We start from the raw sequence: 18,144 nt of genomic DNA, 5'->3' as shown, positions 1-18,144 counted from the left end.
CTGAATAGCGGATACCGGGCCTTGCCCGGAACGCAGAATTGCGTGTTTCGTGCGCAATCACGCCGAAACTGCTGCCAATTAGCCCCGTGCGTGTAACGATTCGGCGACGCTTCGAACACGGTCTGATGAAATGTGGAGTATTCCTCCATTATTCGTGAAAAATATGAAGTTCTGAGATCATACCGTCACAAATGCAGGGTAAATCTTACCGCATCCGGGTCCTCTGGTCAGGGCCGAAACCTCACAACCACGACCGGAAATACCCGGTATGTTTCATATGGAATCTTATGATGTCAGCACTTCCCGTCCTTGGCGCCGCCATGCCACTATCGGTACTCGAAACCCTTCGGGACTGGATCATCGTGGATCAGCGCGATCTGGAATTGCAGGACTTCATCACCGCTGATACGCTGAACGGTGATTGGTCGGACAAGGTCGCACATGCGCAACGCCTGCTGGACGGCTATGCGGGCAGGTTGGGGATCCACGGTCCATTCTGGGGGCTGACACTTGCCAATCCCGACCCGGATTTGCGCCGCCTGACCACGCACAGAATGATGCAGGGAATAGAGGTCTGTGAAGCTTTAGGGGCGACGCAGATGGTGATTCACAGTCCTTTCACAACATGGTCCTACAACAACCTCGACAACCTGCCTGATGCGCGGCAGGAGATGCTGGATCTTGTCCATGATACGCTTGATACCGTCGTCTCCCGCGCCGAAAATGCAAACGTGACGATGGTGCTGGAAAATATCGAGGATAAAGATCCTGACGCTAGGTGCGAACTTGCGGCCAGCTTTGGCAGCGATGCGGTGAAGGTGTCGATCGATACTGGCCACGCGCATTATGCACATGGCTCGACAGGGGCGCCCCCTGTCGACTACTTCGTGCATCGCGCGGGCAATCTGCTGGAACATATTCACCTGCAGGACGCCGACGGATATGCAGATCGCCACTGGGCAATCGGCAAGGGCACGGTGATTTGGGACGCGGTGTTCGCCGCGCTCGGACAGCTGGAATCCAAACCCCGGCTGATCCTGGAACTGCGCGATTATGCGACGATCCTGCCATCGGCTGAATTCCTTCGCAGCAGACAGCTTGCCCAATGAAGCATCAACGGACCAATCCCAATGACGCAACCTCGACAGGCATCCGCATGACGGACCTCATCTGTTTCGACTGTGACGGCGTGCTGGTTGACAGCGAAGGTCTGGCGACCGAAACGATGGTTGAATGCCTGTCAGCCTTGGGAATTGAGCTTAGCATCGCCGAGGCATCGGCAATGTTCACCGGCAAAAGCGCGGCACATGCTCGCAACATTCTGCGAGAGGATCTTGGCGTAGATCTGTCACCATCGATGGAGGCACGATATGATGAGCTTCTGCTTCAGCGCTTTCACCACCAGCTAAGGGCGGTTTCGGGGATACGGGCCGTTCTTAGTGGGCTGGAAGTTCCGTCATGCGTCACGTCAAATAGCGGTCACAGGCGGCTGGCCCTGTCGCTGCGCCTGACGGGACTGGCAGAGCATTTCGGCAACCATGTATTCAGCGCTGAAGATGTCGCGGAAGGGAAGCCAGCGCCTGATCTGTTCTATTTTGCTGCCGCTCGGCTCGGCGCGGATATCCGCCGCTGCACTGTCATCGACGACAGCGTCAGCGGCATCTCCGGTGCCGTCGCGGCGGGCGCCTCTGCCATCGGATTCACAGGCGGAAGCCATTGCGGCCCTGAAAGCGCGGGCTCTCTGCTTGCGGCAGGTGCTTCTTTCGTCGTTGGTTCCGCGCAAGAGCTTGCCGAATATCTGCGTCATCAGGCAGCATGGTCACTGACGGGCATCTAGGCGAAGGCGCGTTTTCCTTGTCTTTGCAGGCCGCTAAAATACAACGCAAAGTGATCCGGCTTTGAAGGAGGGCGGCTTTCACATGCGGCATGTGCTTGGATTGATAGAGACCAGCCGGGATGACATGCCCGACGCAATGGCACGGATCGCGGATTTCATTGTGAAAGAACCTGATACGGCTGTTCGCGCATCTATGTCTGAGCTCGCATCTCTCGCTGGCAGCGGAGAGGCGAGTATTGCTCGTTTCTGCCGGAAGCTTGGCTTTGATGGTTTTACGGATTTCAAGATCTCACTTGCCTCGGATATCGCCTATCGCAACGGCGCCACACCACGAGAAACCGATTTCGGAACGCGCATCACCAACGCAGTGCGCGCAACCGTCGACGAAGCCAGTGACAGCGATCTCGCCGCGGTGGCAATGAAACTTGTCGCTGCACGTCACATCGACATTTTCGGCGCGGGGGTTTCGGGGATAACCGCAAAGCTTCTGGCCTATCGCTTTTCACGGCTGGGGCTGATCGCGCGCGGGATTCAGGACCCCGTCATTGCTGAAGAGATCATTGGCGCAATCGACGACCGTTCGGTCTATATCACCGTGTCTGAAACCGGTCTGACGTCCCGCGTAGAAGCAATGCTGCGAACGGCGGGCATCCGGGGCGCATACCGCGTCGCGATTTCCGGGCGCCGGATCGCTGACCTCAATCAGCTTTGCGACAAGGTGCTGATCGCAACGCCGCTTTCCCCGTTGCCAGAGCGTGGCGAGCTTGGCCCGGTCGTTTCAAAGCTGGTCCTGTGCGAGTTGCTGGCCGAGCAGATCATTCGAATCCGCAAGGCTAAGCTATAAAATCTACAGCAACCAAGGCGTGGCCCGAAAAATCCGGGTCAGACACGATCTTCGGCCTGCAAGATTGCCGCAAGACCAGACCGATAGTCAGGATAAAGCAGTTTATAGCCCAGTTCGGACTTCAAGCGCGCATTGCTGACACGCTTGGAATCCGCATAGAAGCTGCGCGCCATCGACGACATATCTGCCGAGGCGAAATCCTCTTCCTCCGGCGCAGGCAGGCCCAACATTCGCGCCGCCTCGGCAATCACCTGCTGTGGTGGTGCCGGATCGTCGTCGCATAGGTTGAAAACACGCGACCCAGATGCCCCGGTTGGCTGAGACAGAGATGCCATGACCGCACCGGCAATATCATCGACATGTATCCGCGAAAAAACCTGACCGGGCTTCACGATGCGGCGCGCCCGGCCGCTGCGCAGCTTTTCTATCGGACCGCGACCGGGACCATAGATGCCGGCAAGCCGGAATATCCTAAGCGGCCAACCCGCCTGTTCGGACAGGTCTGCCCATTCCCTTTCAGCTTTCAGCCTCGCCCTTGCGCGCGACATAGTGGGATTGGGTGGCGTTTCTTCGTCCACCCAGTCGCCGCCATGATCGCCATAGACATTCGTCGAGGACAGATAGCCAACCCATTTCGGTCGCGCAGTTCGCAACGAACTTGCAAATCGAGCAATGACCGGATCGGCCCCACCCGCCGCACCGCTCGCGTCCGGCGCGACGGATGACAGGATCGCGTCCGCACGCTCTATCTCATCTTCCAGCCGCCCATTGTCATCCGACCAGTTTATCGGCTTCGCCCCGGCCGCCGAAACACGCCCCGGATCGCCGCGGGTCGTGCCAGACACACTCCAACCCGCAGCGCAAAGACGCCGAGTCAATGCGGCGGCGGTATATCCATGCCCGAAGATCAGCATGTCCATGACAACTCAGCCCTCATGAAAACCAAAACGATAGGCCTCACTGTCACTTGCCTATTTCATCCAGAACTTCCGCCGCGATCCGGAACGAATTGCGTCGCGCTTCCGGATCATGAATCTGGCCGGTCAGGATGAGTTCATCCGGCTTGTATTGGTCGATCAGCTGCGCCAGTTGCGTCCGCACCGTCGCCGGATTTCCGACCGCACTGACCCGCAGCGCCTGGCCCACCATACGCTCCAACGGAGGGGTGATTTCAGACAGATCACGCGTCGGCGCGGGCAGTTTTCCCGGCTTCCCGCTGCGCAGTCGCGCGAAGGCGAGCTTCTGGCTGGATTGCAGATAGTCGGCATCTTCATCCGTCTCCGCTGCGATCACATTCACGGCCAGCATGAAATGCGGCCCATCGGGTGCATCGGCGCGACCCGCCGGCTCAAACCTGTCGCGATAAAGCGGCAGGGCCTCGTCCAATGCACCGGGCGCGAAATGCGAAGCAAATGCATATGGCAGACCCAGCACTGCGGCCAGTTGTGCGCCGAACAGTGACGATCCCAACATCCAGACCGGCACATGAGTCCCCTGCCCCGGATGCGCCAGAACAGTCGCATCAGGCGCTGCGTCCCCGAGATAAGAGATCAGTTCCAGAACGTCATGGGGAAAATTCTCGGCCATATCGGGCGTCTTGCGCAGCGCACGGAAAACAGCACCGTCCCCGCCCGGCGCACGGCCCAGCCCAAGGTCAATGCGATCTCCGTGAATCGTGGCAAGCGTTCCGAACTGTTCGGCAATCGACAGCGGCGAATGGTTCGGCAACATGATCCCGCCGGCACCCACACGAATGCGCGATGTATGCGCAGCGATATGCCCGATCATGACCGAGGTCGCGGCAGAAGCGATGCCTATCATATTGTGATGCTCTGCCAGCCAATAGCGATGATAGTTTAGCCCGTCGGCCATTTGCGCAAGCGCGACGCTGCTGGCAATCGCCTCTGCGGTCGTTGATCCTTCGGGAACAGGGGCAAGATCAAGTATGGAATAACGCATGAAAATTTCCTTTCCCCGACGATCTAGGCACTCGCCGGGCGTCTTGCCAGTGTCGCGCACGGCTGGCACTCTTGCTCAAACAAGAGGTCTTTCATGAACGACAAGATTCTGCCCCTGAAAACGCCGAGACCGGTCGAGCAGGAATATTTCACCGATCCTGCAGCGGCCGTGGAAAGGCTGTGCGAGCTTTACGATCGCGCATCGGGCTTCCTGACCGAGCATTTCGTCGCGTCACTTGGCGGACGCCAACCGGAAGCGCGGTATCGCGCCTATTACCCCGAAGTCCGGCTGACCACGACCAGCCATTCCAAAACCGATTCACGGTTGTCCTTTGGCCATGTCGCAACGCCGGGCAGCTATACCGCGACCATCACCCGACCTGACCTGTTTCGTCACTATCTGAAAGAGCAGCTTGGCCTTCTGATAAAGAACCACGACACACCCGTCGCAGTCGGGTACAGCACGACCCCGATGCCAGTCCATTTTGCGGTGGCGACGCGGACCGACCTGAACGTGCCCCAGGAAGGTGTTTTGGATTTCAGCCTTCGCGACGTTTTCGACGTGCCTGACCTGAACACAGTTAACGACGATATCGTCAACGGACTGGCCGTGCCCCACCCCGACGGGGCCGAGGACCTTGCGCCCTTTACCGCGCAGAGGATCGACTATTCGCTTGCACGGCTTGCGCATTACACCGCGACGGACCCGAAGCATTTTCAGAACTTCGTTCTGTTCACGAACTATCAGTTCTATGTTGACGAGTTCGAAGCATTTGCCCGTCAGGCCCTTGGCGACCGGGAATCCGGCTATGTCGACTTCGTCGCGCCCGGAAACCAGATCATTGACACGCCTGACGGCAAGATTTCGGCATTGGCCAAGCTTCCACAGATGCCGACCTATCATCTCAAGCGGGCCGACAATCAGGGCATCACGCTGGTGAATATCGGTGTCGGTCCGTCAAACGCGAAAACCGCGACGGATCATATTGCCGTTCTGCGTCCCCACGCATGGCTGATGGTCGGGCATTGTGCGGGGCTGCGGAACTCTCAGAGTCTTGGCGATTTCGTTCTCGCACATGCTTATCTGCGTGAAGATCACGTTCTGGACGATGATCTGCCGGTCTGGGTGCCGATCCCTGCATTGGCCGAAGTGCAGGTGGCACTGCAGGAAGCCGTGGCAGAGGTCACGGAGCTGGAAGGGTATGAGCTGAAACGGATCATGCGCACCGGCACAGTGGCCACCATCGACAACCGCAACTGGGAGCTTCGGGACCAGTCGGGACCGATCCACCGACTGTCTTTGTCGCGCGCGATCGGGCTGGACATGGAAAGCGCCACCATCGCCGCCAACGGCTTCCGCTTCAGGGTGCCCTACGGGACGCTGCTTTGTGTTTCGGACAAACCTTTGCATGGCGAATTGAAACTGCCCGGCATGGCGACTGATTTCTACCGCACGCAAGTTGCTAATCACCTGCTGATCGGTGTTCGCGCGATGGAGAAACTGCGTGATATGCCGCTTGAAAGGATCCACTCGCGCAAGCTTCGTTCGTTCAGCGAGACCGCGTTTTTATAGGCATATTAACCAATGTTGACGCTGCGTCATGCCATAAGAATCGGCGGAAAACGCTCTTTCTTAGCGATTGCTGCGTCCGGATAGAGAAAAACGGTTGAAATATTCTGCGAAACCCTGTGTAGCAGAGGACATGCCGCGCAAGCGGCGCTGAACTTTCCCCACTTTCGGGGCAACGAGGAGACAGATAATGGCTCAAGCCGCTAAGCCGATGACCAAGACCCAACTCGTCGCCACTCTGGCCGACGAAATGGGCAGCGACAAAAAATCCGCTGCCGCCGCTCTGGACGCGATTGCCGCCGTGGTAACCCGCGAAGTTTCCAATGGTGGTGCAGTGACCCTGCCGGGCATCGGCAAAATCGCTTGCCGCGCTCGTCCCGAGCGTATGGTCCGCAATCCGCAGACCCAGGAAATGATGCAGAAGCCCGCCGACAAGCAGGTCAAAGTGACCGTCGCGAAGGCTCTGAAAGACAGCGTCAACGCCTGATCCGTCGCCCGACAGGGAGGGCGATGTAAAAAAGAACGAACTGGCCGCCACCCCGGCGGCCTTTTTATTGGAACGACAGCGCTTGTCAGGCTGGCCCCCGGAATGCCAGAAGGCTATCGTCGCCGCGATCGAAGCAGGTGCGGCATGGATTTCAAATCAATTGCGATGGGGCTCGCATTTGCCCTGATGTGGGCATCCGCCTTTACCTCGACGCGCGTTATCGTCGTGGCTGCCCCTCCGATAACGGCACTTGTTATCCGTTTTACGCTGTCGGCCCTGATCGGCATCGCTCTCGCCCGTGCGATGGGACAAAGCTGGAAGCTCAGCCGCAACGAGTGGCGCGTCGTCATCATCTTCGGCATCATGCAGAACGCGCTGTATCTGGGGCTGAACTGGGTCGCAATGCGAACCATCGAAGCCTCTGCCGCAGCAATTATCGCATCCATGATGCCACTGCTGGTGGCGCTATTTGGGTGGGTCTGGCTGGGTGAGCGGCTGCGGCCGATGGCCATTCTTGGCCTGATCCTTGGGATGCTGGGGGTCGGCATGGTCATGGGCGTACGCCTTCAACACGGGCTGGATCTGTATGGCACATCGCTGGCCCTTATCGCCGTTGTAGCACTGACGATTGCGACCCTGGTTGCACGGGGCGCAGGTGGAAGCCGCAACATGATGATGATCGTTGCAATGCAAATGGCGGTTGGCGCAATTGTGCTGGCCGTCCCGGCGGCAATCACCGAATGGGGCCAACCGATAGAGTGGAGCTGGAAGCTGGTATTCGCATTCATCTACACGGTTCTGGCACCGGGGATCGCCGCGACATTCATCTGGTTTCTTCTGGTCGGCCGCATCGGTGCCACGCGCGCCGCCACATTCCACTTTCTGTCACCGATCTTCGGCGTGACCATCGCGGCGCTGTTTCTTGGCGAGCGTTTCGGACTCAGCGATGTACTCGGCGCGGTCATCGTGGCGGCGGGCATTCTGCTTGTGCAAGTCGCCCGCCTGCCGGTCAGCGGCGTCAGCCCTCGCCAACCTGCCGCACCGCGTCACGGTCCTGACAGCGCGCGACCCAATCCGTGATTGCTGGCGTGACCTTCATCTGGTCCGCGACCCACGCGAATGGGCCAGAGCACAGAAGATCGGCCGCGCTGTAATCCTCCCCCAGCAGATAGGGTTGCTTGCTCAGCACCTCGTCCAGCCGCTGGATCGCGGTATCGTAGTCGCGTAGTGAGGCAGAAATGGCGGGGTGGCCGACACCGGCCCAGTTGATAATCGTCACCGGCTCCAGCACGCCCTGATACCAGACCAGCCACGACAGATAAGCGCCGCGCTGCGGGTCACCAACCGACCGGCCAAGTCCGGCACCCGGAAACCGATCCGTCAGGTAAAGGACGATTGCCGCACGCTCACGCACGAAATCGTCGCCGTCCGTCAGATAGGGCACCTTGCCTTCCGGGTGCGGGTTCTTCGGGTCAGGCCCACCCGATCCGTCCGGCCGGGGAATGGTCACGATTTCGGTCTTTACCTGATCCGTGACACCAAGTTCGTGCAGCAACTGCACGACCGAGGTCGAGCGGGATTTGGGGGCGTGATAAAGCGTCAGCATTGTGGACTCCTGTATTTCGATGCGGCAGTTATGATTGATCGTCCCTGACAGAATGTGACAGCATGGCACGCACCGACCGGCTGATGAGACTGATGGATACGCTGCGCCGGTTGCCCGCTCCGGTGACTGCCGCAAGGCTGGCCAGTGAAACCGGCGTCAGCTTGCGCCAGCTATACCGCGACATCGCCACACTGCGTGCGGGTGGCGCGTTGATCGACGGTGAGGCAGGCCTTGGCTACACGCTGACAGAAGACCCCGCCTTGCCCCCGCAAAGTTTCTCTCGGCTTGAAATCGAGGCCCTGCGCCTTGCGATAGACGCCCTGCCGCGCGTCGCAGATGCCGAATTGATAGACGCAGCCCGCAACGCGCTTGCACGTATCGTGGCGACCCTGCCAGAGCGGCAGGCCCTTCAGGCCGCGCATGTCGCGCTGCGCGGCTTTGCGGCGGCAACCGAGCGTGCGCGACCGACCATTGATATGGCAATTCTGCGCGACGCCTGCTGGCGGGAGGAGGAGATCTGGCTCTGCTATCGCGATCTGAGCGATCAGGTTACGGAGCGCGAGATCCGGCCCATTGGGATGTCCTATTCCGAGAATGCTCTATTGCTGCTGGCTTGGTGCAACATGCGCGAGGACTATCGCTTGTTTCACTGCAACCGCATCATCAGCGCAAAGCTGACCGGCCGCAGCTTCCGGCCCCATCGCATCAGGCTGATGCGCGAATATGTTGAGCGGATGCGCAATCTCCCCGAACCATGCCCTATGCAAAATGCGCGAGCGCACGGGTTGAATGAAAACGCCAATTAAAAAGGGCCGCGCAAGGTGATGCGCGGCCCCTGAAAAGGTTGGTCGAACTCAGAACTGGTAGTTCAGACCGATCTTGATCTGGTGCCAATCAGGCGTCGCCTCGGTCGAACGGCCAGCCACATCTTCAAGATGCTCTTTGCCATAGTTGTGGTATTCCCACTCGCCCGTCAGCGACAGACGCTCATTCATCTTACGCTCGACACCCAGACCAAGGATGTAACCCGTTGCCGATTGGCCTTCCTTGTCGATATTGACCGCCCCGGCTGCCCCGGCTACGGCACTTCCGCCCGTGACCGAATAATCGAAATCGACCTTGCCGACGCCAGCGATGCCGTAGAACCATGTATCCTTGGCAGCGTTCAGCACACCGGATTTGATGCGCAGCGCCAGCACGCTGTTGATCTCGGACTTGGCGGTATAGATGCCGTCCGAAACTTTGTCCTCAATGCTGCCGGCTTCATAGCCAAGTTCGCCTGCAAAAACCCAGTCGAAGCGCTCATCGATATTGCGCTGACCGCGGAAACCAAGGCGCAGACCATAGTTCACGCCGCTGAGTTCCAGTTTATCGTCCAGCGTTGTGTAATGACGCGTATCGCCCTGACCGATACCGACCTCGTCGTCGCCGCCAAAAGCATAACCCAGCGTGCCGCCGACATAGGCACCCTGCCACGTCAGCGGAGCGACGGGCGTGGGCAGAACCTCAATAGGAGTTTCAACTGTTGGAGCGGTGTAGCCACCGGCGCCAGCGGAAGTGACTGCGGCCAACGCAATTGCAAAAGGCAGATAAAAAGAGGACGATTTCATCGTTAACTCCACGATCAGAGATGTCGGTCTCGGTGAATGATAGGCTGAGCTATATTGCCAAGTTGCAATTGCAGCAATCGACCTATCCAGAGTGGCCGCTCAACCGGCAATCCCGCCGCAACCTGCGGCAGGATTGCCACGCTATTGCGCGGGCAATATCGACAACCGAACGGATCAGATATCCAGATTCTCTACACTCAGCGCATTCTGCTGGATGAAGTCGCGCCGCGGCTCGACCAGATCACCCATCAGTTTCGTGAAGATATCTTCGGCCTCGGACAAGTCTTCAACCTTGACTTGCAGCATCGTCCGTGCCTGCGGATCAAGCGTTGTTTCCCACAACTGTTCCGGGTTCATCTCTCCCAACCCCTTGTAACGCTGAAGCGAAAGCCCCTTCTCACCCTCCAGGAAAATCGCCTGCAGAAGGCTGAGTGGTCCCCAGATCGGCAGTTCGCGCTCTTTGCGAACCAGCACGGCCGGTTGCGCATAGATCTCTTCCAGTTGCTCGGTCATCGAGCCCAGACGCCGCGATTCGGCTGACCGAAGCATCGTGCCATCCAGCGTCCGCGCCTCTTCTACGCCACGCAGAAGACGCGACAGACGGATACCGCCGTCCTGCGTAGGTCGGCCGGACCAGCCGCGTTCATATTCCTCGGCAACCTGATCCAACCGCTGCGCCACGGCAGAGGCGACGCCTGCGGCGTCCTGATCTATACGACCCTGAACAAGTGCACCTGCAATGGCCGCCTGCTCGGTAATATGAGGCGGATAGTGCGTCGGATAGGCGCGCAGGATACGACGTGCGATCCGCGCCTCTTCGATCACGCGGATAAGGTCGTTGCCGGATATGGTTTCACCCGAACCCAACCGCAGCGCGGCGCCATCGACACCTTGCTGGATCAGGTAATCTTCCAACGCGGCCTCGTTCTTCAGATATACCTCGGACCGGCCACGTCCAACCTTATACAACGGCGGCTGAGCAATATAGAGGTGTCCGGCCTCAATCAGCTCGGGCATCTGGCGGAAGAAGAAGGTCAGCAGCAGCGTCCGGATATGCGCGCCGTCAACATCGGCATCGGTCATGATGACGATCTTATGGTAGCGCAGCTTTTGCAGATTGAACTCGTCCCGTCCGATCCCGGTGCCAAGGGCAGTTATCAGCGTCCCGATCATGTCAGAGGAAAGCATCCGGTCAAAACGCGCTCGCTCGACGTTCAGGATCTTACCGCGCAGCGGCAAAACGGCCTGATTCTGACGCGAACGCCCCTGCTTGGCAGAACCACCGGCCGAGTCACCCTCGACGATGAAAAGTTCCGCAAGCGCCGGGTCCTTTTCCTGGCAATCAGCCAGTTTGCCCGGAAGTGAGGCAACATCCATTGCGGATTTACGCCGGGTGAGTTCGCGTGCCCTACGTGCAGCTTCCCGCGCAAGCGCAGCCTCAATGATCTTGCCGACAATCTGCTTTGCTTCGTTCGGGTTTTCCTCAAACCATTCCGAAAGCTTCTCTCCCACCAGGCCTTCAACAGCCGGGCGAACCTCCGAAGAGACAAGCTTGTCCTTTGTCTGCGACGAAAATTTCGGGTCGGGCACCTTGACTGACAGCACGCAGGTCAGCCCTTCGCGTGCGTCATCGCCGGTGAAATCCACCTTCTCGCGCTTGGCGATCCCACTGTCCTGCGCGTATTTCTGGATCACGCGGGTCAATGCGCCACGAAAGCCAGCCATATGGGTGCCGCCATCACGCTGCGGAATATTGTTGGTAAATGGCAGCACAGTTTCGTGGTAGCTGTCATTCCACCACATCGCCACCTCAACGCCGATCCCGTTCCGCTCACCTTCGATGAAGATGGGTTCCGGCATGACGGCGCTTTTGGAGCGGTCGATGAATTTCACGAATTCACGAACACCGCCCTCATAGTACAGCTCCGTTCGCAGTGGTTCCGCCGGACGCTCGTCCTCCAGAATAATGCGCACTCCGCTGTTCAGGAAAGCCAGTTCGCGCAGGCGATTTTCCAGCGTCTTGAAGCTGTATTCGAGATTGGAAAACGTGCCGTTCGGATCTGTCAGCTTGGAAGAGGCAAGGAAGCGGACCTCTGTGCCCTTCTCCTCGGGCGCATCGCCGACAACGCGCAGATGTTCAACCGTGTCGCCCTTTTCAAACCGCGCGACATGCTCTTTGCCATTGCGCCAGATGCGCAGTTCCAGCCAGTCGGACAGCGCGTTCACCACCGAAACGCCCACACCGTGCAGACCGCCGGAAACCTTGTAGCTGTTCTGGTCGAATTTACCGCCTGCGTGAAGCTGCGTCATGATGACTTCGGCCGCCGACACGCCCTCTGTCTTGTGCATCTCAACCGGAATGCCACGACCATTGTCACGAACGGAGACGGAGCTGTCAGCGTGAATTTTGACCTTCACGAAGTCGGCGTGACCGGCAAGCGCTTCGTCAATCCCGTTGTCGACGACCTCGTAAACCATGTGATGCAGGCCAGAGCCGTCATCGGTGTCACCGATATACATCCCCGGCCGCTTTCTGACGGCTTCCAACCCCTTGAGAACTTTAATGGAATCCGCGCCATATTCGGCGGGCTGCGGAGCGCTGTCTGTCATGCCTGATTTTTCCTGTTATTCTGCACATCATATAGTCATTCACGAAGGTAAAGTCACGGGAAACACACTGTATTTCGTGGCAAAACGGCGAAATGCAGCCGCCCCTTGCACAGGTGCCGGATTGCGGCTGAAACAGTCGGAGTGGCTAGCGTTCAATCAGGGGCAACTATGCGGTGGTTAAAGATGATTCTTATCGTGATCCTTGGTCTGGTCGCACTTTGGCTTGTCGGCAGAATGATCTGGTCCGTTCCCTCGACCGAGGGACGACCGACCGAGCATGTAATCCCCTTTGATCCTGAAACACGTCTTGGCCCCGAGGCTCTGGCCGCGCAGTCAGATCATCCTGGTCAAAGCGGCGTGAATCCATTGCCTGACGGGCGAACGGCATTTCTCAGCCGCATGGCGCTTGCCGGTGGCGCCGAACGATCAATCGACGTCATGTATTACATCTGGCACGATGATGAGACCGGCTTGCTGCTGATGAATGCCCTGAAAGAGGCAGCGGCCCGTGGTGTCCGTGTCAGACTGCTGCTCGATGACAATGGCATTGCCGGAATGGACGACATGCTGGCTGCAATGCACGCGCAGGAAAATTTTTCCGTTCGGCTGTTCAATCCCTCGACCGTTCGCAATCCGAAACTGCTGGGATACGCGCTCTATCCGCTGCGCATGAACCGCAGGATGCACAACAAGGCTTTCATCGTTGACGGCGCCGCTGCAATCGTCGGCGGTCGCAATATTGGCAATGAATATTTCGAAGTCGGCGAAGCGCCTGCATATCTTGACCTCGATGTGCTGGGTGTCGGTTCGGTCGTGACGGACACTGCTGCGATCTTCGATGAGTACTGGAACTCTGCCCCGGTCCTGGCGCTCGATCAGGTCATTTCCGGCAGCGGTGACATGGCCGCATTTGACAACGCGGTCGAAGCAGCTCGTAATTCCGATGTTGGGCAAGCCATTTCGGACATGACCGCGACAGTTGCTGCCGAACTCGCGCGCGGCGAACGTCCACCGCTCGTCTGGACCGATGTCAGCGTTGTCGCCGACGATCCCCTTAAAGGGGTCGGAGAGGTTGACCGGGATAAACTGATGATCTTCAGGCTTGCCGACATTCTGGGTGACGTTCAGAAACGCCTTGATCTGATCTCGGCCTATTTCGTGCCAGGCAAGAACGGAAGCCAGCAATTCGCCGCGCTAGCGAGCAAGGGGGTAGAGGTGAACATCCTCACAAACTCCTGGCAGGCGACCGATGTGCCGATGGTTCATGCAGGATACGTCAAGTACCGCCGAGAGCTTCTGGAAGCTGGCGTCAACCTGTATGAATTGAAACCTGCGGAGGACGGCGATCAACCTCACGATCCGATGGGTCCGTTCGGTTCGTCCGGTGCCAGCCTTCACGCCAAGACATTTGCTGCCGACGATCTGCGCGTCTTTATCGGCTCTTTCAACTTTGACCCACGTTCGGCCGCGCTGAATTGCGAAATGGGCTTCCTGATCGAAAGCGCCGAAATCGCCACGGGCGGCAGCGACCTGATGAACAACGACCTTGTCGGACGCAGTTACCAACCGATCCTGCGCGACGGCAAAATGCTGTGGCGCGATCCGCAAGCCGATGGGGGCGAGGCATTGATCGAACATGAACCGGGCCTTGGGCTGGGCAACCGGGTCGCCGTCTATGTTCTGAATCTGCTGCCGATTGAGTGGCTGCTCTAGTCAGGATGCTTCGTCTGCCCGCGACGCGCCGTCGCTTCTGCTGACGGAAATATGCCGGGCGCGGGGACCAAATGCGCTGAACAGTTCCGGGCCTGTCCCGGTCAGCATGGTCTGTGCGTTCAACGCCGTGATCCTGTCGTAAAGCGCGGCACGCCTGTCGGCATCCAGATGGGCCGCCACCTCATCAAGCAGCAGCACCACGGGCTGACCCTCCAGTGCCGTTGCATTGGCGAGGATCATGGACAGCAACAGCGCCTTCTGCTCGCCGGTCGATGACAGCGCGGCCGGCATGTCCTGCGGTCCCCAAATCGCGCCCAGATCCGCGCGATGAGGGCCGGACAGGCTTCGCCCTGCGGCAAGGTCCCTAGCGCGCATAGTTTCCAGCCGGCCTGCGATGTCGTTCGCATTGGGATCATCGGCGAAGCCCTCACCCGGCAACAGGCTCAGCTGCGCTGCCGGAAAATCGCTGTCGCATGTCTGCGCAGCCATGATCGCTTTGATTGCCGCAAGGCGGTTCTGCGTGATCTTCGCGCCCGCCTCTGCCATTTGCCCTTCAAGCGCGCGATACCAGCCGGGATCGGTCACCTGTTCGCGCAGCAGGCGGTTTCGTTCGCGCATCGCTTTGTCATAGGACAGCGACAGGCTGGCATGATCCGGGTGAAATGACAGCGTCATCCGGTCCAGAAATTTGCGCCTGCCTTCGGGCGCTTCGATCCAGAGCCGGTCCATGGCGGGCGTCAGCCAGATCAGCCGCAATATCTGGCCGAGCGCGATTTGCGGCGTATTCTTTTCGTTAATGCTGACAGTTCTGTTGGCGCGGGGAAGGGCAGATGTCTCAATCTCATCATCGCCGGCGGCTGCCCGGATGCGCCACCCCGCATCAACACCCTGACGCGCCTGATCGCCCGGCACCGCGCCGCGCATTCCGCGCCCGGGCGACAGCATGGACACTGCTTCGATAATATTGGTCTTGCCCGCCCCGTTCGGCCCATAAAAAGCCAATGGCCGCGCGTCGAGATCAAGCTCTAACCGCGGCCAGGACCGAAACTGCGACAGCGTCAGCCGGGACAGGATCACACGCGCATCGGCATGACGACATAGACGGCAGAGCTGTCGCTGCCTTCGCGGATCAGCGCTGCATCGCCCGAGCCGTTGAACATGAACACGGCATTTTCACGATCCACCTGCGCAGCAATCTCTTGCAGGTATTTCGCGTTGAAACCGATTTCCAGCGGGTCATCACCATATGCCACGGCAAGTTCTTCATCCGCCGTGCCGGAATCCGGCGCGTTGACGGAAAGCACCAGACGATCAAGCTCCAGTGCGAGCTTGACCGCCCGCGAACGTTCGCTGCTAACGGTGGCCACACGATCCACCGCACGGGCGAAATCATTGGCGTCCACTTCCATCTTGCGGGTGTTTCCCATCGGAATCACGCGCGTGTAGTCCGGGAAAGTGCCGTCGATGACCTTCGATGTCAGCGTGATATTCGGCGTGGCAAACCGCACTTTTGTCTCACTCACTGAAACGGCGATCTGCTGATCATCGTCATCCAGAAGCTTACGCAGCTCGGCGACCGTTTTCTTCGGCACGATGACACCCGGCATGTCGGCAGCACCATCAGGCAGCGGCGCGTCAATCCGTGCCAGCCGGTGACCATCTGTCGCCACACAGCGCAGCGCCTTACCGTCTTCGGAATCGGCGACATGCATATAGACGCCGTTCAGGTAATAGCGCGTCTCTTCGTTGGAGATCGCGAATTTCGCCTTGTCGAAAAGACGGCGCAATACCGGGGCCGGGGCAGCGAAATTGGCGGAATATTCGGCATTTGCCATCACGGGAAAATCTTCTGACGGCAAAGTCGCCAGCGTAAAGTTCGACCGCCCGGCCTGCACCGTCAGCCGCTCATTCGCGCCATCTACCGCAATCGTCACCAGCGAGCCGTCAGGAAGCTTGCGCGAGATTTCGTTCAGCATCTGCGCCGATACAGTCGTCGAGCCCGGACGTTCGACATGCGCCGCAGTGCGGTCGATAACTTCGGTGTCCAGATCGGTCGCGCGGAAGCTGACGCCATCGGGTGTCGCTTCGATCTGCACATTGGCGAGAATCGGGATCGTATGCCGACGTTCCACGACAGATCCTGCCTGTGCCACGGCCTTCACCAGATCAGCCCGTTCAATCGAGAATTTCATTGCCAGTCCCCTGTCATGCGCGCGTCTTTCCTGCGCACATCCGGCGCAACAATACCGGCCAGCGGCCGGTCCGCTGAATGTCATTAAAAATGCGTCCGGAATCAAGCCTTGGTGTCAGGCTTCCAGAGCACGGCGAAGAAGCAGCACATCTTCGGCCAGACCATGATCGTCCGAACAAAGCTCTTCTATCTTGCGGACACCGTGCATAATGGTGGTGTGATCGCGGCCACCGAAGCGACGCCCGATCTCTGGCAGACTGCGCGTGGTCATCTGCTTGGCAAGATACATGGCCACCTGCCGCGGGCGGGCGATGGTGCGGACACGTTTCTGCCCGACCAGATCGGCCAGTTTGATATTGTAATGTTCGGCAACGCGGCGCTGAATATCTTCGATCGACAGCTTCCGGTCAGACGCGCGAAGGATATCGGCAAGGCAATCCTGCGTCAGTTCCATGTCGATGGTGCGACCCACGAGGCTGGCAAATGCAAACAGACGCTGCAACGCGCCTTCCAGAACGCGGACATTCGATGTGATCCTGTGGGCCAGAAACTCCAGCACGCCGGGCTCGATGCAAAGGCCGGAATATTGGGCCCGGAAAGCATCCGTTTTTGACTGAAGGATGCCAAGGCGCAGTTCATAATCCGTCGGGTGCAGATCGACGACCAGACCGCATTGCAGACGCGATTTGATCCGGTCCTCAAGGTCCTTGATCTCACCCGGAGCGCGGTCAGCCGAAATAACAATCTGTTTGCCCTGATCGACGAGCGCATTGAAGGTGTGGAAAAACTCTTCCTGCGTCGATTCCTTGCCGGCGATGAATTGAACATCATCGACCATCAGCACTTCAACGGTACGGAAAATCTCTTTGAAATCCATAACCGTACGTTCGCGCAACGCTTGCACGAAACGATACATGAATTGTTCCGCCGACAGATAGAGCACCCGAGATTCAGGGCGGCGCGCACGAACTTCGGACGCAATGGCGTGCATCAGGTGCGTCTTACCAAGACCGACGCCCCCGTAGAGAAACAGCGGGTTGAACGTAACGGGTCCACCTTCGGCAACACGACGGGCCGCGGCATGGGCCAGTTCGTTCGGTTTGCCGACAACGAAATTGTCGAAGGTAAAACGCGAATCCAGCGGAGCAGACATTTCCGGTTCAGCGGCGCTGCGTGGGGAGGCAGCAGTTTGCGCGGCAGCGCTTTTGCGGGATGTCGCTGTGCGTGCGGTCGCCGAGACCTGAAAGCTCAGCCGACCGACGGCTGCGCCTGCCTCATTCAGCGCATCGCGAATGGCTTCGGCATAATGGCGCTGAACCCAATCAGAAATAAAGCGCGTCGGGGTGGTGATCCGGGCCTCGTCCGAGTCGATGCCGGTCAGATCGAGCGGTGCAATCCATGCGGTGTGATTGTTGTTTCCGATTTTATCCCGCAGCGCATCACTGGCCCTATCCCAAAGCTCTTTCATTATATCTTCTCTTTGTCTTGTCCCCAATTCCGGCCAGCAGGCGGCACGGGCGCTTCACGAGACAAAAGGGGACCAACACCCGACCAGTCAGGACAGCAAAGGGCCGCCCGACCGATCTGGTCAGCTAGCATATCGCTTGCCTTGCAGCGGGATGGCAGTTCCCCTGCTTGGTCAGCTACAGACCGTTTTGCGGTCGGTTTCGAACTGCATCTGATCGGGTGGCAGACCCGAATCTTATGCAACTTCCCCC

Annotated in this window: 16 protein-coding genes; 8 read left to right on the top strand and 8 right to left on the bottom strand. The window is 58.8% G+C overall.

The features are described 5' to 3' along the window. Nucleotides 1-290: 290 nt before the first annotated feature. From PAF20_RS00080 to PAF20_RS00070, 3 genes are all read left to right on the top strand, one after another. On the top strand, nucleotides 291-1,109 hold the full coding sequence (locus PAF20_RS00080; RefSeq protein ID WP_271071738.1) for a sugar phosphate isomerase/epimerase family protein: 819 nt from the start codon (nucleotides 291-293) through the stop codon (nucleotides 1,107-1,109). Further along, nucleotides 1,106-1,837, top strand: a complete 732-nt coding sequence (locus PAF20_RS00075) for an HAD family hydrolase (protein WP_271071737.1) — start codon at nucleotides 1,106-1,108, stop codon at nucleotides 1,835-1,837. Before PAF20_RS00080 ends, PAF20_RS00075 begins: the two co-directional genes overlap by 4 nt. A gap of 82 nt (nucleotides 1,838-1,919) precedes the next feature. Continuing rightward, on the top strand, nucleotides 1,920-2,681 hold the full coding sequence (locus tag PAF20_RS00070) for a MurR/RpiR family transcriptional regulator (RefSeq protein ID WP_271071736.1): 762 nt from the start codon (nucleotides 1,920-1,922) through the stop codon (nucleotides 2,679-2,681). 38 nt (nucleotides 2,682-2,719) lie between these two features. Here the strand turns inward: PAF20_RS00070 and PAF20_RS00065 are convergent, their stop codons facing one another. Then, complete coding sequence (locus PAF20_RS00065) at nucleotides 2,720-3,601, bottom strand: SDR family oxidoreductase (protein ID WP_271071735.1); 882 nt, start codon at nucleotides 3,599-3,601, stop codon at nucleotides 2,720-2,722. 43 nt (nucleotides 3,602-3,644) lie between these two features. Further along, nucleotides 3,645-4,640, bottom strand: coding sequence for an LLM class flavin-dependent oxidoreductase (locus tag PAF20_RS00060; protein WP_271071734.1), 996 nt, complete (start codon nucleotides 4,638-4,640; stop codon nucleotides 3,645-3,647). A gap of 93 nt (nucleotides 4,641-4,733) precedes the next feature. Between PAF20_RS00060 and PAF20_RS00055 the strand changes: the two genes are divergently transcribed. The 3 genes from PAF20_RS00055 to PAF20_RS00045 all read left to right on the top strand — a co-directional run bounded on the left by PAF20_RS00055 (nucleotide 4,734) and on the right by PAF20_RS00045 (nucleotide 7,776). Then, entirely contained in the window at nucleotides 4,734-6,212 is a 1,479-nt protein-coding gene (locus tag PAF20_RS00055; protein ID WP_271071733.1) for an AMP nucleosidase, read from the top strand. Between the two features lie 187 nt (nucleotides 6,213-6,399). Beyond that, a complete protein-coding gene (locus tag PAF20_RS00050; RefSeq protein ID WP_271071732.1) occupies nucleotides 6,400-6,696 on the top strand; it encodes an HU family DNA-binding protein in 297 nt (98 codons plus the stop codon). A 144-nt stretch (nucleotides 6,697-6,840) separates the two neighbouring features. Then, nucleotides 6,841-7,776, top strand: coding sequence for a DMT family transporter (locus PAF20_RS00045; RefSeq protein ID WP_271071731.1), 936 nt, complete (start codon nucleotides 6,841-6,843; stop codon nucleotides 7,774-7,776). Here PAF20_RS00045 and PAF20_RS00040 read toward each other — a convergent pair. After that, nucleotides 7,715-8,302: a glutathione S-transferase family protein gene (locus tag PAF20_RS00040; RefSeq protein WP_271071730.1), complete on the bottom strand. Its 588-nt coding sequence runs from the start codon at nucleotides 8,300-8,302 to the stop codon at nucleotides 7,715-7,717. The genes PAF20_RS00045 and PAF20_RS00040 overlap by 62 nt on opposite strands. A gap of 62 nt (nucleotides 8,303-8,364) precedes the next feature. Here PAF20_RS00040 and PAF20_RS00035 point away from each other — a divergent pair, with 62 nt between their 5' ends. Further along, complete coding sequence (locus tag PAF20_RS00035) at nucleotides 8,365-9,108, top strand: helix-turn-helix transcriptional regulator (RefSeq protein WP_271071729.1); 744 nt, start codon at nucleotides 8,365-8,367, stop codon at nucleotides 9,106-9,108. 48 nt (nucleotides 9,109-9,156) lie between these two features. On the opposite strand, the gene PAF20_RS00030 is transcribed toward PAF20_RS00035, so the two are convergent. Together PAF20_RS00030 and gyrB are read right to left on the bottom strand one after the other, a co-directional pair. After that, on the bottom strand, nucleotides 9,157-9,912 hold the full coding sequence (locus PAF20_RS00030; RefSeq protein ID WP_271071728.1) for an outer membrane protein: 756 nt from the start codon (nucleotides 9,910-9,912) through the stop codon (nucleotides 9,157-9,159). Nucleotides 9,913-10,086: 174 nt separating this feature from the next. Continuing rightward, on the bottom strand, nucleotides 10,087-12,522 hold the full coding sequence (gene gyrB, locus PAF20_RS00025) for a DNA topoisomerase (ATP-hydrolyzing) subunit B (RefSeq protein WP_271071727.1): 2,436 nt from the start codon (nucleotides 12,520-12,522) through the stop codon (nucleotides 10,087-10,089). Between the two features lie 168 nt (nucleotides 12,523-12,690). Between gyrB and PAF20_RS00020 the strand changes: the two genes are divergently transcribed. Then, complete coding sequence (locus tag PAF20_RS00020) at nucleotides 12,691-14,235, top strand: phospholipase D family protein (protein WP_271071726.1); 1,545 nt, start codon at nucleotides 12,691-12,693, stop codon at nucleotides 14,233-14,235. On the opposite strand, the gene recF is transcribed toward PAF20_RS00020, so the two are convergent. The 3 genes from recF to dnaA all read right to left on the bottom strand — a co-directional run bounded on the left by recF (nucleotide 14,236) and on the right by dnaA (nucleotide 17,897). Beyond that, nucleotides 14,236-15,312, bottom strand: a complete 1,077-nt coding sequence (recF, locus tag PAF20_RS00015; RefSeq protein WP_271071725.1) for a DNA replication/repair protein RecF — start codon at nucleotides 15,310-15,312, stop codon at nucleotides 14,236-14,238. It abuts the gene before it with no gap. Next, entirely contained in the window at nucleotides 15,309-16,427 is a 1,119-nt protein-coding gene (dnaN, locus tag PAF20_RS00010; RefSeq protein WP_271071724.1) for a DNA polymerase III subunit beta, read from the bottom strand. The genes recF and dnaN overlap by 4 nt, the downstream gene beginning before the upstream one ends. Nucleotides 16,428-16,541: 114 nt before the next feature. Then, nucleotides 16,542-17,897 carry a chromosomal replication initiator protein DnaA gene (gene dnaA, locus PAF20_RS00005; protein WP_434802962.1) on the bottom strand — a complete coding sequence of 452 codons (1,356 nt, stop codon included), beginning with the start codon at nucleotides 17,895-17,897 and terminating at the stop codon, nucleotides 16,542-16,544. Between the last annotated feature and the right edge of the window lie 247 nt (nucleotides 17,898-18,144).

This window comes from Paracoccus albus (assembly GCF_027913035.1).
Lineage (GTDB): Bacteria > Pseudomonadota > Alphaproteobacteria > Rhodobacterales > Rhodobacteraceae > Paracoccus > Paracoccus albus.
The sequence above is the reverse complement of the archived record's forward strand: the minus strand, read 5'-3'. Positions and strand labels throughout refer to the sequence as shown.